The 15,578-nt window shown below is 43.1% G+C and carries 15 protein-coding genes; 5 read left to right on the top strand and 10 right to left on the bottom strand.

The window, feature by feature from the left end; translation table 11 throughout:
• Window positions 1-174: 174 nt before the first annotated feature.
• From CW749_RS25810 to CW749_RS25855, 10 genes are all read right to left on the bottom strand, one after another.
• Window positions 175-840 carry a CDP-alcohol phosphatidyltransferase family protein gene (locus tag CW749_RS25810; protein ID WP_101115335.1) on the bottom strand — a complete coding sequence of 222 codons (666 nt, stop codon included), beginning with the start codon at window positions 838-840 and terminating at the stop codon, window positions 175-177.
• On the bottom strand, window positions 833-1,480 hold the full coding sequence (locus CW749_RS25815) for an ATP-binding cassette domain-containing protein (RefSeq protein WP_101115336.1): 648 nt from the start codon (window positions 1,478-1,480) through the stop codon (window positions 833-835). The genes CW749_RS25810 and CW749_RS25815 overlap by 8 nt, the downstream gene beginning before the upstream one ends.
• Window positions 1,446-3,161, bottom strand: coding sequence for a thiamine ABC transporter permease (locus CW749_RS25820; protein WP_101115337.1), 1,716 nt, complete (start codon window positions 3,159-3,161; stop codon window positions 1,446-1,448). The genes CW749_RS25815 and CW749_RS25820 overlap by 35 nt, the downstream gene beginning before the upstream one ends.
• A 48-nt stretch (window positions 3,162-3,209) precedes the next feature.
• Window positions 3,210-4,352, bottom strand: coding sequence for an ABC transporter substrate-binding protein (locus tag CW749_RS25825; protein WP_101115338.1), 1,143 nt, complete (start codon window positions 4,350-4,352; stop codon window positions 3,210-3,212).
• A 508-nt stretch (window positions 4,353-4,860) separates the two neighbouring features.
• Window positions 4,861-5,265: a GspS/AspS pilotin family protein gene (locus CW749_RS25830; RefSeq protein WP_101115339.1), complete on the bottom strand. Its 405-nt coding sequence runs from the start codon at window positions 5,263-5,265 to the stop codon at window positions 4,861-4,863.
• 4 nt (window positions 5,266-5,269) lie between these two features.
• Entirely contained in the window at window positions 5,270-5,566 is a 297-nt protein-coding gene (locus CW749_RS25835; protein WP_101115340.1) for a YciI family protein, read from the bottom strand.
• 130 nt (window positions 5,567-5,696) lie between these two features.
• Window positions 5,697-6,173 carry an NUDIX hydrolase gene (locus CW749_RS25840; protein ID WP_101115341.1) on the bottom strand — a complete coding sequence of 159 codons (477 nt, stop codon included), beginning with the start codon at window positions 6,171-6,173 and terminating at the stop codon, window positions 5,697-5,699.
• 16 nt (window positions 6,174-6,189) lie between these two features.
• Entirely contained in the window at window positions 6,190-6,576 is a 387-nt protein-coding gene (yciA, locus tag CW749_RS25845) for an acyl-CoA thioester hydrolase YciA (protein ID WP_101115342.1), read from the bottom strand.
• A 167-nt stretch (window positions 6,577-6,743) separates the two neighbouring features.
• A complete protein-coding gene (locus tag CW749_RS25850) occupies window positions 6,744-7,292 on the bottom strand; it encodes a septation protein A (protein WP_101115343.1) in 549 nt (182 codons plus the stop codon).
• A gap of 90 nt (window positions 7,293-7,382) precedes the next feature.
• On the bottom strand, window positions 7,383-8,504 hold the full coding sequence (locus CW749_RS25855) for a PQQ-dependent sugar dehydrogenase (RefSeq protein ID WP_101115344.1): 1,122 nt from the start codon (window positions 8,502-8,504) through the stop codon (window positions 7,383-7,385).
• A gap of 198 nt (window positions 8,505-8,702) precedes the next feature.
• Here CW749_RS25855 and CW749_RS25860 point away from each other — a divergent pair, with 198 nt between their 5' ends.
• The 5 genes from CW749_RS25860 to pheS all read left to right on the top strand — a co-directional run bounded on the left by CW749_RS25860 (window position 8,703) and on the right by pheS (window position 15,561).
• A complete protein-coding gene (locus CW749_RS25860; protein ID WP_101115345.1) occupies window positions 8,703-9,491 on the top strand; it encodes a TetR/AcrR family transcriptional regulator in 789 nt (262 codons plus the stop codon).
• A gap of 180 nt (window positions 9,492-9,671) precedes the next feature.
• Window positions 9,672-12,029, top strand: a complete 2,358-nt coding sequence (locus CW749_RS25865) for an MMPL family transporter (protein WP_101115346.1) — start codon at window positions 9,672-9,674, stop codon at window positions 12,027-12,029.
• Window positions 12,030-12,078: 49 nt separating this feature from the next.
• Entirely contained in the window at window positions 12,079-12,858 is a 780-nt protein-coding gene (locus CW749_RS25870; RefSeq protein WP_101115347.1) for an outer membrane lipoprotein-sorting protein, read from the top strand.
• 9 nt (window positions 12,859-12,867) lie between these two features.
• Window positions 12,868-14,022, top strand: coding sequence for a hypothetical protein (locus tag CW749_RS25875; RefSeq protein WP_101115348.1), 1,155 nt, complete (start codon window positions 12,868-12,870; stop codon window positions 14,020-14,022).
• A 555-nt stretch (window positions 14,023-14,577) separates the two neighbouring features.
• The gene (gene pheS / locus CW749_RS25880; RefSeq protein ID WP_101115349.1) at window positions 14,578-15,561 is read left to right on the top strand and encodes a phenylalanine--tRNA ligase subunit alpha; all 984 of its coding nucleotides are present in this window, start codon (window positions 14,578-14,580) and stop codon (window positions 15,559-15,561) included.
• Window positions 15,562-15,578 lie beyond the last annotated feature (17 nt).

Here is a 15,578-nt window from a genome sequence, read left to right on the forward strand (position 1 = left end):
AGTATTGACATAAAGTAAAGATTTTAGAGCACTTAGTCTTCTGCTTTTTATAAAGTTCCAATTCGTAAAAATAGTAACAGCTACAAAGTATTATGGACAGGAATTCCATTAAAAGTAATAAAACTTAGCAAGCTTTAATAAGGTTCTTTCTATTACACTTTTGATACTTAGCACTTAAGTATTAGTTTTTTGACACTCTTCATTAGTTGAATCTTTATTGGTTTTGTTTTCAATATTCTTCAAAGTATGGAAACCAGACCAGATTCGAGTAAATGTGGTTATCCAGCATAGAGAGCCAAACACAAAGGCAATAACTGAGAAGTATTGTGGGAATAAGCAGAACAGCACAAAACACGCTATGGTTTCGGTTCCTTCGGTAATGCCACTCATGTAATAGAGGGATTTGTTGGTGTAAACCGGGTTGTCAATGTTGTGTTTACCCGCCATCACCGCAAATGCCAAAAAGCTGCACCCAGTACCGATAAATGAAAAGATCAAAAAGGCACCTGCGATAGCGTTGGCTTCTGGGTTGGCAACAACGAATCCAAAGGGGATTAACGAGTAGAAGAGAAAATCCAAGCTGATGTCGAGAAAGCCGCCGGAATCGGTGATGCCGTGCCTTCTGGCTAGAGCACCATCAATGCCATCCCCAATCCTATTTAATACAATAAATAGCAGTGCCCAGCTGTATTCTTGAAGAATCAATGCTGGAAATGCCAAACAGCCAATAAGAAACCCCACAAATGTCGCTTGATTGGCAGTCACGTTTAACTTATCCAGCGATTGAGCCACCAAATTGAGTGGAGCGCGAATTACCTTAATACTGAATCTATCAAGCATGGGCTTTCTCCCATGGCCAGCTCAAGCAGGCACTGTCGGCTGGAACGTCGGCTTCATCGTGTGTGACCATTAAAGCGGGTATGTTTGCATCCTTTAACTGTTGGAATACCCATTCTCTAAACTGGACGCGTAGATCTTTATCTAACTTACTGAATGGTTCGTCAAGCAAGGCGACTCTTGGTTGAGCAAGTAACATGCGAAGCAAACTTACACGGGCTCTTTGCCCGCCAGATACTTGGTTAGGGAACGAGTTTGCCAGTTTCTCCAACCCAACTTTTTCTAATGCCAACATCGCTTGTTGATTTCGTTCTTGGCCTTTCACTGAGTTAGGCAAAGCAAATGCCAAATTTTCCCAAATATTTAGATGAGGGAACAGCAAGTCATCTTGGAATAGAAACCCAACTTTACGTTTGTGGGGGCTAATGTCGCCGACCTCTTTATCTTCAATCAAGATATTGCCTGAATATTTGAAATCGTCGGAAAGGTGCCCTGCAATGGTACTGAGTAATGACGATTTACCGCATCCACTTGGTCCCATCAAAGTAAAGACTTCGCCGTCTCCGACCTCAAAAGAAATCGGATTGAAAAGGGCTTTGTTTTCTCGATCATGGATGACGAGGTTTTTTAGCTGAAGCGTCATGAAGGCTTTCTGTCCTTACTGATTGTGTACGACGTAAACGTCTGTTTTGTAACTGATTGGTGAGCATCGCAAAGGTAAAGAATATCAGTGGCAAAAGTGCCTGCCAAAGAGCATAAATAGCGGTGACTCGTCTATCGTGCCCACTGGTTAATGCGACGGCTTCTGTTGTTATAGTCGCGATCCTTCCTGCACCAAGCATTAGCGTAGGTAGGTATTGAGCTAAGCTCACGCTAATTCCCACAGCCCAAGCATAAATGATGGCAGGGAAGAGAATGTGCGCTTTAACCGACCACCATGCTCGGAACGGGGATTTCCCCAAGCTGAGCGCGGCTTGGGTCAAGCGATTGTCGTAGCTGCGCCAAGGACCATCTAACGACAAAAATACGTATGGGAATGCGAAGAATACATGCGCCCAACAAACCCAGAAATAATAAGCGTCCGATGAAAAAAGCAGCGTAGTAATCTGGAGCCCAAATAATATAGAGAGCTGAGGCACTAACATCGGAATCGCAATAATGAACCCTGGAACATGCACGCGATGTCGAATACGGTATTCGTGACCAACCAAAGCAAGAATAAGGGCAATAGTCGATGAAATAATGGCTATCGACAGGCTATCAAGCACCGTTGGAATGATACCTTGCCATTCGTTTGACCAAAAACGTTCACTTAAACGTGTTGGGAACAAGTCGGGAAAACGCCAGCGCTGGGCAAAACTCCAAATGACCATTAACGGCAACGTGAGAAATGCAATTAACGTTGTGGCCAAGAATAGTGTTTTACCGGGCATTTTGATGCCGAATCGACCACCAACCTGCCAAGCTCGGCATTTTCTAACTGAAAGTGTCTCCACGCCACGCAAGGCTGCGATTAACAAAGCGCAGACGAAGAATAAAATAACGGCTCCTGCTGCTGCGCGAGGAAGCAAAGAAAGATCGGGATCGTTAAACCATTGCCAAACCAAAACCGCAAACGTCGGTGGGTTAGTTGGGCCTACAATTAAGGCTAAATCAACGACTGAGGCACCATATGCCAATACGGCAAGCAACGGAAACCGGAGTTTAGGCAGCCATTGGGGGAAAATACATTTCCACCACATTTGCGCATCGTTATATCCAAGGCTATGCGCGACTTGCGTGGTTTGGTTGATTTTTAGCTGCTGCAAAATAGGAATGCTCATGAGCAGCAAAAAAGGAATTTCTTTTAGAGTCAGTACTGCGATTAGTCCCCAACCTACTTGATTGTGAACAATATTAAAATCCCAAACGGTATCGCCAAAAATAGGCATCATGTCCAGAATAGGGTGCAGCGCTCTTACGATCATTCCCGTTGGAGCAAACAGAAATGAAAAGCCGATAGCGAAGGCAACATGGGGCAAGGCGAGTAGGGGAGAAAGAGTGAGTTCTACCTTCTGCCAAAAAGTAGATCGCCAACACGCTTGCAGAATGAAAAACGTTAGTATGCACGCTAAAAACGTACTTACTAATGTTGTGAAAACCGTTAGAGAGATAGACTCCCATACTCCGCTCCAAGCAAATACGGCGTTAAAACCGTTTATTGATGGTTGGGTATAGCCAAGCGGCGGAATGTAATTTATCGATGACAGAACCACACCTACAAATCCGGGGATTGTTGGGGCGATACATACAGCGATCATCAAAAAATATAGGAGTCTTAACATCATGACTTTCTGTGTTGAACCTCCCCCTTAAAAGAGGGAGGAATAGGTTTATTGACCGTAGCGCTTAAGCCATTCTTGCTCTAACGCGATCTGCCAGCTTGGGTGTGGCTCGGCAACGGATTTAAACAATTTAGTGTTCTTTGCACTGCCTGTTAAATGCTTAGATTCCAGTACAGCTGGGTCGCCCCATATTTCTAAGTCGCCTTTGCGAGATTGTGCTTCTGGGCTAAGCAAAAAGTTGATGGCAACTTTTGCTCCCTCTTTCGCACGTGCGTTCCACGGAATGGCTAGGAAATGGATATTCGATAGTGCGCCAGAGTCCATTGCATAAGCTTTGGTGCTTTCCGATAACGTCCCATCTGCTTGAGCAGAAAAGACAGCGTTAGGGTTGAATGTAATGGCTAAATCCAACTGGCTGTCATCCAATAGCTGCATCGTTTGCTGTGAACCCGATGGGAACTGCTTACCTTGTTTCCAGCTATTTGGGTGTAGCTTGTCTAAGTAAGCCCAAAGTGGTTGAGTTATTTGTGCAAATTCGGCATCCGACACAGGCTTCATCAGGCGAGAGTCGTTATTTGTTAGCTCGATAAGCAGCGCTTTTAAAAAGCTTGTACCGTGAAATTGCGGTGGCTTAGGGTAACTAATACGATTAGGGTAAGCTTGTGCATAACTTAATAGTTCAGTAAATGTCGCTGGTGGGTTATTCAACTTTTTAGAGTCGTGGATGAAAACAAGTTGTCCAACGCCCCATGGTGCTTCTAGCCCAAGAGTTGGCTCTGAGAAATCGCTATCGACAGGTAACGACTTATCGACATATTGCCAACTAGGTAACCCTTCCACAAATGGACCATGTAACAGCTCATTGGTTTTCATCGACTTGAAGTTTTCACCATTAATCCAAACCATGTCAACGCTGCCGTCACTATTTTTTCCAGCCGTTTTCTCGGCCAATAGACGAGAGCTGGTTTCTGCAATATCAGTGACTTTTACGTGTTTCAATTCAACACCGTATCGGCGTTGCAATTCCTTGTCGGCCCAGCGTAAATAGTTGTTGATTTGTTGGCTGCCACCCCAAGCATGGAAAAATACGGTTTGACCTCGGGCTTTTAATTCAATGTCTTTCCATTGCTCTGCAGCCGCTGCTGGCAGTGAAAGCAATGCAATACACAATGAAGAAATGAGCTTTTTCATGATTATCCTTTTAAATGTATAAATACAATGCGCAATCACTTAGTTCCTGATTTGACTTTAATCCTTAAACGTCTTCAAGAAAGCAGTGACTGCGAACATCCAATTTCGTTGTAAAACGAATCCCCTGAAAAGTGAAAACAACATCGAGACAGTGAATTATTCCATCGCAATATCAGACCTCATTCACGCTTGTTTCCTTTCAATTATGGCTTAATTTTTCAAAAATTTAACTTTAAGACCATGAAAGAGGGTCATTTTTGATTGATTGGGTGAATTAATCGTCTAATGCGGAGGACTTTCTCTAAAGTTCTTTAGATTCTGTTGAACTTTCGTGGTCGAATTTTGTTCGAGTTCTATGCCTTGTAATCGCGCCGCAAGGTGTGAAGCCTAGTCATAGTAATAAAAAACGCGCCGAGTTAGGCGCGTTTATAGGAGCAGTGTCGTGTATACGAGCAGTGCCAAGTGAACGGATAGAGCGATATGTCTAAGCCAATTCACAGACCCTAATCTATTTTTTGTCGCAGTGCTCAATAGCAACTGCCTGATCGACGATTAACTGCCCTCGAGTATTTCGCAACATTAAGCGATAGCGCACGCCTTGTTCTAAGGCAGCTTTCACTTCATTGCTTGAACAGTAATATTTGATGGCGTTATGCATAAGCTCCTGTGGAGCAATTTTTCCCTGATCTTGATTGTAAATCATGAGCAGTTCAACCACGCCAGACTTGGCTCTTGCTTTCATGATATTGAGTGCACCAACTTCAGTTGGTAGACCAGCAGAAAGAACACTTGCTCTATGCTGCGCAATAAGCTCTATTTGCTTTTGCTTGCTGTCAGAAGAAGCACACCCTGCAAGTAGCCCAACAGACAGCAACGTGGTGCCAATCACTTTGGCTAAAGAATATTTCGACATAAAGTTAGAACACTTTCTTGAAAGGTTTTACGATGACGTTTTCGTATACACCAGCTTCTATATATGGGTCTGCGTCTGCCCAGCTTTTTGCATCTTCTAGAGAATCAAATTCTGCAATCACGGTTGAACCTGTGAAGCCCGCTGCACCAGGGTCGTTACTGTCTACTGCTGGCATTGGTCCTGCTGTAAGTAAACGACCTTCATCTTGGAGTGTTTGCAATCGAGCAAGGTGTCGCTCACGAACACTTAGGCGTTTTTCTAGGGAATTCTCAACATCCTGAGAAAAAATCACGTACCACATAGATAAGACTTCCTGTTCAAATTGATTAGTTAGAGAGATACTAAACCGATTCAAAGCAAAGATCTTGTTCTGCAAAAGATATTTACTTTTAAATGGCTTAAAAATGTGAGTTTCAACTAGAAAAGCTTTATCACTTTTGTAGTTTATCTTCTTTGATGAACTCTAAGTGATTTGGAAGGTCACTCAAGCGTTCTTTCAGAAACTCTAGATAGATAGAGAGCTGTTTGGCATCTTCTATTGGAAACCATTTGAAAATTAATGGGCTGTCTTCCTCAACGCCAAAGAACTCTTTATCTTTGGGTATTGCTTGCGGTGTGTCCAAGTTCATGAGAAAGCAGTTGGATATTTCGTGGTATTTACTTCCGTCGTATTCAAAGAAATTTTCGATGTACCACAGGTGCCTTTGTACTGCAGCTTTGAGACCTGTTTCCTCTTCAATTTCCCTAACAAGGGTGTCGTCAGAGTGTTCAAAAAATTCGACCCTACCACCAGGTAAAGACCAAAAATCGTCGTTCTTGCTGGTATGCAGGAGGATATGCCCTTCATCAATAATGATGGCTGCACTCCTGAAGTTGAATCGAGACTGTCCTTGTCGAAAATGAATCATCTGACACCTTGCTTCGTTAGTTCGTTGGGATTGGTCGTGGTTTTCCATCACTGTCGATGGCTACATAATTGAACGTCGCCTCACATACTTGAAATCGGTCTTTAACACCATCTTCTTTGACGGGTTTTACCCATACCTCCAGCTCAATGCTCATTGAGGTGCGCCCGATTTTGGTACATTCCCCATAACAGCACACCACATCGCCTACCTTTACTGGTTTCTTGAATGTAATACTGGAGACGGAGACCGTAACAATTCGTCCTCCTGAAATTTCTTTAGCTAAAATCCCACCGGCCAAATCCAGCTGAGACATAATCCAGCCGCCAAAAATATCGCCATTGGCATTGCAGTCGCCTGGCATTGCCAAAGTTCGAGTAAGGAGTTGCCCTTTTGGTGTGCTCATATATAGCCACCCATTATTTTTGTTAGGTAATAACGCATCTATTTTTCCAAAACAGCAGAGGCAAATTGCCTCATAAAGAAGTCGGGTTAATTAGGGGGAGGGGATACTACCAAGACAAAAGACCTCAAACAACGTTTGAGGCTTTCTAAATCGCTTGAGTGTATAAATTAATCTTGGCTATCTTTCTGCTGGTCTTTAGGCATCTGTTTATAGATGTAGATGCCGGTAAGGATCATAAATCCAAAGGTGGCTGCTAGTAAGCCGAATACTTTGAAGTTTACCCAAATATCTAAAGACATTGTAAAGGCAACATATACATTTAAAGCGGCACAAAATGAGAAAAAAACAATCCAAGCGTAATTGATTTTGCTCCATGCAGAATCAGGTAGGCTGATTTCTTTGGCTAGCATACCTTTAATAAGAGGTTTACCCATTAGTTGAGTGACAAACAAACCAATCGCAAACACCAAATAGACAATAGTGACTTTCCATTTGATGAAACTTTCATCTTGCAGAAACAACGTCATACCGCCAAATACCGCGACCATAACAAATGTGATCAACTGCATTTTCTCAAATTTTCTATAGACGATGAAGGTCAACACAATTTGAATGGCAGTCGCGACAATAAGCGCGCCAGTAGCCACATAGATGTCGTACATTTTGTAAAGCACGAAGAAAATAATGAGAGGAATAAATTCTATCAGTTGTTTCATTTACATCATGTTCCTTTCTTGAGGTTACAAGCCAGTCTACATAAAGCCTGCACCTCAAGATAGTTTGGCAGTATTTGTCGCATCAACTCTCTATTCAATTTTAGCTGTTGAAATTTGGTAGATATTTCCATTATCTGTACTGAAGTAAAGGTGTTCGCTCGGTGATATCGCTATTGAGCGGATTCGCTCACCCAGATCGGCAAACAATCGAGTTTCAGCAAACGACTGTGGGTCGACCACGTTTATGTGAGTCAGCTTCAAAGCACCGATAAGAATTTTTCCGTTGAGCTCTGGGTAATGCTTTCCTCGATAAAGCACTAAGCTACTCGGTGCAATCGAAGGTACATAAACTTTCTTCGGCGATTCTATTCCGGCTTTTTCTGCAGACTCACCGACAGAAATTGGTCCCCAATACTCTTTTCCATGAGAGGTGATAGGCCAACCGTAGTTTTTGCCTTTCAAAATGAGGTTGATTTCATCTCCGCCGCGAGGCCCATGCTCGACAGACCAAAGTTGCTGAGATTGTTTATCAAAAAATAGGCCTTGAGGGTTACGGTGACCGTAGCTCCAAATCTCTGGAAGTGCATGCCCACCTAAATCTGGGTTACTGGCTGGTTGTGCTCCATTGAGGGTTAATCGAAGTATGGAACCCGCATGTGTCGTCAAATCCTGACCATTGGGTCTTTCACCTCGATCGCCAATACTGAAAAACAGATGCTCATTATCATCAAACGCGATTCTGCTTCCATAGTGGCGGCTTGTGTCAGTGATTGATTGGGTGACGATAAGATCTTTCCAATCTTTTAGAGTTGCGCCCACCAACTTTGCGGTTGCCAACGCAGTTGCAGAGCCTCCTTTAGCAGGTTTGCTGTAGGTGAAATAGAGCTGTTTGCCATTCTTGTTTGTTATAGCCGAGTTATCTGACTCAAGGCTTTGTGGGGAAATTGCGACATCCATTAATCCCCCTTGTCCCCGCGCATAAACGTCGGGTAGCCCAGATACACGGGTTAAGTCGCTCGTTTTAACATTCAATAGATAGCCATTCCCTTCACGGGTTGTCACAAACGCTAAACCGTCGTCAACAAATGTCAGCCCCCAAGGCACACCTTTTACTTCACCTACTTTCTCAAGAGAATAAGAGGTTTGAGCAAAGGAGTGAGAGCTGATCGTCGCCAACAAAAACAACATAAGTAAATTGGTTTTTCCAAACATTACGCAGACCTCTTACATTCACAGTATTGATACTAAATATCATTAAATCACAAAAACTGCTTGATATGTTCAATTGATCATCTATTATGACGAAGTGTCAAAAATGACGCATCGTCACTAAAGTATCATCCTATACAGAAATAGTGGACGTGTTACAATGAGATAGGAGCAAGTTTATATTTATACGGTGATCGACCCATGTTTGGATTTGGTTGTAGCAAAGACAGTAGGTACGCAAAGCAAAAGTGCTCTTTATCGATGACTAAGAAGCAGCAAGCTATTGCAAACAGAGAAATGGAACTGATTGAGCTAGCTCAAGAATTAGTGAAAGAGCAAGGTTTTGCCAATTTCACTATGGATAAGCTAACGTCTCGCAGCCCATACTCTAAAGGTACTATCTATAACCACTTTTGCAGTAAAGAAGACGTTGTACTTGCACTTTGTATTCATTCTTTGAAAAAAGAAGCCATGATGTTCGGGCGTTCAATGGCTTACGAAGGTACAACACGCGAGAAAGTCATGGCAATGCATACCGCGTATAGAATTTATGTACGGTTAGAGCCTGTTTTATCTGATTGTGTGATAACGTCGAAAACGCCTTGGGTTTTGGAGAAGGCTTCTCCTGAAAGAGTAAAAGAGTTGAATGACTTAGAAGAACAAGTCATTGATCAAGCAGACAAGTTGGTGCAACAAGCGGTTGAAGTTGGGGACTTAAAGTACAGCCCAGGTCTAAGCTCTGATGCCATCGTATTTGCAAATTGGTCTGTTGCGTTTGGTTCAAACGCACTCGCTAAAAACTCGACAAACAGCTACTGTATAAATCGCTTGCAAGACCCTTTCTCAGTGTTACAAAACTCCAATATTGTTTTGGATGGGCTTCAATGGAAGCCGCTGTCTACGGAATGGGATTATCGCAAGACCTGTCAAAAGGTTGAGCAAGAGATATTTGCTGAAGAAATTGCTTACCTTGAGTCTGTAGGGCGCTAAGATAAGCTTTCTAATAAACCCGCTTAGGCGGGATTATTTAGGCTCTTCGGTGACGATTCGTCATATTTTACATGATATCGAGGGATAATACCTCGGATCGATCTAGTAGAGTAATTTTAACCAGCATGAGCTGGTTTTAAATTGCATATAAATGACGAAACGTCACAAACGGAGAGTGTGATGAAAGTTGAACAAAACCTTTTCACTAGGTTATTGAGAAGCCCTATTAGCCATACGCCATGGGTTCTACTGATAACCACCGTCTTATTGATTGCAGCGATTATAGGCGGTAAAAATCTTTATTTCCGTGGCGACTACAACATTTTCTTTGATGGTAGTAACCCACAACTTCAGGCTTTTGAAGAAATTCAAGCCACATTCAATAAAACCGACAATCTCGCTATTGTTCTAGCCCCTGACGATGGAAATGTCTTTAGCAAAGAGACCTTAGGATTAGTTAAAGCGCTGACTGAAGACGCATGGCAAGTTCCTTTCTCAAGCCGCGTGGATTCACTTTCAAATTATCAACATACTGAAGCGTTTGAAGACGACCTCTTGGTGGAAGATCTTCTGTTCGAAGATTATGAACTAACACCAGCAAGAATTAATAAAATTAAAGAGATAGCACTTTCAGAGCCAGTACTCGTAAAGTCTGCTGTTTCAGATAATGGTCACGTAACGATTGTTAACGTAACGCTTCAACTGCCTAAAAAAGATGAAACGGCAGAGCTCATTGAAGTTGTGGCGTTTGCAGACGAGTTAATTGCAAAATATGAAGCCCAATACCCAAATGTAGATTTCTATAAAGCGGGGATTGTGGCGCTGAATGATGCCTTTATGGTCTCTGCTCAGAAAGACAGTTCAACCCTCGTACCTGCAATGCTGGGTGCCATCTTGGTTTTCTTAACCATCATGTTACGTTCATTCTTAAGCGTTGTTGCAACTCTCGTCGTTATCATTGGTTCTGTCGCCGCAACCATGGGGTTATCAGGTTGGGCGGGTATGTTCCTTAGTACTGCTACCGTCAATATTCCTACATTGGTTTTGACACTGGCCGTTGCGGATTGTGTTCACGTTATTGCAACCATGCGCCAGTCCATGCTTGAAGGAAAAAGCAAAAATGAAGCAATTTCGCATAGTGTCTGGCTGAATTTTACACCTATTTTGATCACGTCAGTAACAACCGCTCTTGGCTTCCTGATGATGAACATGTCCGACTCTCCAGTACTGAGAGATTTCGGTAACCTTGCGGCTTTAGGTGTCATGATTGCGTGCGTGCTTTCAGTAACGCTTCTTCCTGCTCTCTTAAAAGTACTGCCAATTAAAGTTAAGCCACAAGAAGAAGGCAAAACGAGCTACATGGATCGTTTTGGTAGCTTCGTTGTAAACCAAAGAAAAATCCTACTCCCACTATCTGTCGTTGTGATTGTTGTTTCTGCAGTATTGATTCCTCAAAACGAAATCAACGATGAATCCGTGAAGTATTTCGACCATACCAGTGAGTTTCGCCAAGCGGCAGATTTCATGGAAGCCAATGTTTCAGGTATGACGAACATCAACATTGCGATTAAAACCGGAGAATCTCAGGGTATCGCAGCACCAGCCTTCTTAGAAACGTTAGGAAGCTTCACCGATTGGCTTCGTGCTCAGCCAGAAACCGATCATGTTGCTTCTCTTGCAGACGTTTACAAGCGATTGAATAAAAACATGCATGGCGACGATGAGTTCTATTACACGCTTCCTCAAGACAGAGAACTCGCGGCTCAGTATTTGTTGATGTATGAAATGTCGTTGCCTTATGGCTTAGATCTCAACAACCAAGTCAATGTGGACAAATCTTCAGTGAAGTTGGTTCTTACTACTCAGAACCTTGGAAGTAAAGAGCTGGTTGATATCGAAAACCGTATCTACAACTGGTTCGCAACGAATGCGCCACAATATGAAATTTCTGCCTCTAGCCCGACCTTAATGTTTGCCCATATTGGGGAAACGAACATGGCAAGCATGCTGGCAACGCTTCCAATCACTTTGATTTTGATTTCAGCACTGATGATATTCGCACTCCGTTCGGTTCGATTAGGGGTGATCAGCATCGTGCCTAATATGGCTCCAGCAGTTATTGGATTTGGAATGTGGGCGCTGTATTCAGGCGAGATCAACTTAGGCTTGTCTGTTGTGGTTACTTTAACGTTGGGAATCGTCGTGGATGATGCGGTTCATTTCCTCAGCAAGTATCAACGTGCCCGTAAGGAAGGTAAGGACGCTGAGCAAGCGGTTCGATATGCGTTTAACACCGTTGGAAGAGCGTTAGGTATTACTACTGTCGTTTTAGTTGTTGGATTTTCAATTTTGGCAATGTCGAGTTTCCGTCTGAACTCAGATATGGGGCAGTTGAGTGCACTTGTCATATTCCTAGCGTTGGTTGTCGATTTCTTATTCTTGCCGACGCTTTTGATGCTGTTTGATAAAGACAAAGTGGAAGAAGAAAAAACCGAACGCACTGTTTCCTTGAACAAACCTGGAACCGTCTCTCAATAACATTTGTGCAGGTGGTGATGCCGCCTGCTTTGAATTAAAGGATTACACCATGAAATTTAAATATACCTCTGTTTTACTGGCTAGTGCTTTGTTCTCTGGACAGGTCTTTGCTGATAGTGCCAAAGGGCTTGAAATTGCAAGTGAAAGAAAAGCCAGAGATACAGGCTGGCAAGATTCAATCGCGACCATGAGCATGGTATTACAAAATGCGCAGGGTGAAAGCAGCTCAAGACTAATGCGATTGAAATCTTTAGAAATCGATGGGGATGGTGATAAAGGGTTAACGATTTTTGACGAGCCCCGCGATGTAAAAGGAACGGCGTTTCTTAACCATTCACACGCAACTGAACCGGATGACCAATGGCTTTACCTCCCTGCGTTAAAACGAGTGAAGCGCATATCTTCGCGTAACAAATCTGGTCCCTTTATGGGCAGTGAGTTCGCTTATGAAGACCTAAGTTCGTTTGAAATAGAAAAGTATCAATTTAGTTATATCCAAGATGATGTCGTAGAAGGAGAACCTGTCTTCCTGCTTGAGCAAATCCCGACGGACAAAAACTCGGGTTACACCAAACAGCTTGTCTGGCTTGACCAAATGCATTACCGCCCATTGAAAGTCGAGTTTTACGATAGAAAGCGTTCTCTATTAAAAACACTGACATTTTCAGACTATCGCGTATACGAGGATAAATACTGGCGTGCTCACACAATGAAAATGGTGAATCACCAATCAGGAAAAAGTACGGTTCTAAGCACCGAAGAACTCGCTTTCAAAAATGGGTTAAGCGACAGTGATTTTAGCAAAAACACGTTGAAACGAGTGCGATAGGGAAGTGCGATGACATTACGAATAGCAACTGCTTTAGCGGCTTTAATTGCACTGCCTGCAGCAGCAGAATTTAGTGGTCAGGTAAATTTGGAACACAGGCAGTTTTTTCAATCCGGTTTGGATGGACAAGGGAAAGAGCAATCTTCTTTGGTTCTAAAGCCTCAATGGTATTGGACGACTGAGTCTGGCAATGGTGAGTGGAGCTTTATGCCATTTGCTCGGTTAGACAGCTTAGATAAAGAAAGAACACACGCAGACATTCGAGAGCTTCAATATTTGCATGTGTTTGACAGCTACGAAGTGCGCGCAGGTATTGGCAAAGTGTTCTGGGGAGTAACAGAATCGGCGCACTTAGTGGATGTGGTAAACCAATCAGATTCGGTTGAGTCTTTGGATGGGGAGCAAAAGCTGGGTCAGCCCATGGTGCAGGTAACAATGGATCGTGAATGGGGCATTGTTGATGCATTGGTTCTGCCGTATTTCCGTGAACGAACGTTTGCTGGGGAAGATGGAAGGCTGAGACTCCCCGTTTCTGATGATGCGTTGTATGAGTCGTCGCAAGAAGAACAACACGTTGATTTCGCTTTTCGATACAGCCAAATGCTTGGGGATTGGGATGTCGGGCTTTCTTACTTTAATGGCACAAACCGTGATCCATACTTTCGAATGGACAATGGTGAAGTAAAACCGTATTACGCCCAGATGTCTCAAGTTGGTTTCGACCTTCAAGGGATTGTAGGCGACTGGTTATGGAAACTCGAAACGATTTACCGTGACAGTTTTGATAACCACACAGGGGTTGTCGCTGGGTTTGAATATACCCTCGTGGGCTTTGCTGAATCCGATTGGGACGTAGGAATGATTGCCGAGTATCTTTACGATTCCCGAGGAAACAATGCACAAAATATAGGGCAAAATGATGTGTTTTTTGGTGCTCGTCTTGTCGCTAATGACGCAGAAGGAACAGAGTTTCTTGTTGGAGTAACGCAAGACTTAGATAACAGCGATGTTTTTAACGGAAGAGTGGAAGCATCTAGCCGAATCAATAATCAATGGAAGTGGCGAGTAGATGCTTGGTTACTGCAAAATGATACACCGACAGACTTGCTGTATTTTGGTCGGCAAGATGACTTTGTAGAGCTGTCATTGGAGTATTATTTTTAGAGCTAAAACCCAGTAATTCAGAAAAGTCGCTTCCATGCTGTAAATACGTAAATCGACCTAAAAAACAAAGCCGGGCAATGCCCGGCTTTAAAGTGTTTTGCGAGTAAGACTGTAGCTTGCGCCACATAAGTAATCCTAGTTTAAACCCTCAGTATTTCAAACAAAAATAAGTAAATTTTCCTTCATTCCTGAGCCCCTAAATAAAGACTTAATTTTTATTCATTATTTTGTGAGCATATTAAAGTTTATTTGTTTCCGATGTCGTGCTTTCTCATATTTGATCGCCTTGATTTTTGGGATGAGGTGATATGGATTTCACAAACCCAAATAAAGTAGATCAAACCTGTGAAAGCAGCGCTTTTTGCTAACAATGGGTATCAAACGCAATTTTTTGATGTTTTTTCACCCGTAAAGCGCATGAAAGTGGAATTGGGTTTGGATTTACCCATCGCTTTGATTACTATGTAAAGCTATTTAAAAATACCCAAGAATCCCATCAGGGAAACCTTATAGACACTACCACTTATGTTCTTTACATAGGTAGATGAGGAAACGATGCAACATCTAGAAGAGATCATTGCTAATGCGAACGCAGCGATTGAAGCGGCGGATTCGTTAGTTGCACTTGATGAAGTGCGTGTTCAGTATCTAGGCAAAAAAGGTGAGCTTACCGCTCAGCTTCAAAGCCTAGGTAAACTACCACCAGAAGAGCGCCGTACTGCTGGTCAAGAAATCAACAAAGCGAAAGGCGTAGTTCAACAAGCTATCGCAGCACGTAAAGATGCACTACAACGTGCAGAACTTGAAGCAAAGCTGGCTGCTGAAACTATTGATGTAACGCTACCAGGTCGCCGTATCGAGAACGGTGGTTTGCACCCAGTTACGCGTACAGTTGAGCGTATTGAGCAGTTTTTTGGTGAGCTAGGCTTTAACACTGAGTCTGGTCCTGAGATTGAAGATGCATTCCATAACTTTGATGCACTAAACATCGCAGAAGATCACCCAGCGCGTACTGACCACGATACGTTCTTCTTTAACCCAGATCTTATGCTACGTACTCACACGTCTGGCGTTCAGATCCGTACGATGGAAAATGGTAAACCACCATTCCGTTTCATCGCACCGGGCCGTGTTTACCGTAACGATTACGACCAAACGCATACGCCAATGTTCCACCAAGTGGAAGGCATGCTAGTCGACGAGAACGTAAACTTCGCACAGCTAAAAGGCATCCTGCATGATTTCCTATGTAACTTCTTTGAAGAAGAAGTAGAAGTTCGCTTCCGTCCTTCTTACTTCCCATTTACAGAGCCTTCAGCAGAAGTTGACGTGAAAGGTAAGAATGGCAAATGGCTTGAAGTTCTAGGTTGTGGCATGGTTCACCCGAACGTATTGCGTGCCGTAGGCATCGACCCTGAGAAGTACTCTGGCTTTGCATTTGGTATGGGCGTTGAGCGTCTAACAATGCTTCGTTACGGCGTAAACGATCTTCGTGCGTTCTTCGAGAACGACCTTCGTTTCCTAAAACAGTTCAAGTAATCCAGGGGATACATCAC

The organism is Vibrio sp. vnigr-6D03 (assembly GCF_002835515.1).
GTDB lineage: Bacteria > Pseudomonadota > Gammaproteobacteria > Enterobacterales > Vibrionaceae > Vibrio > Vibrio penaeicida.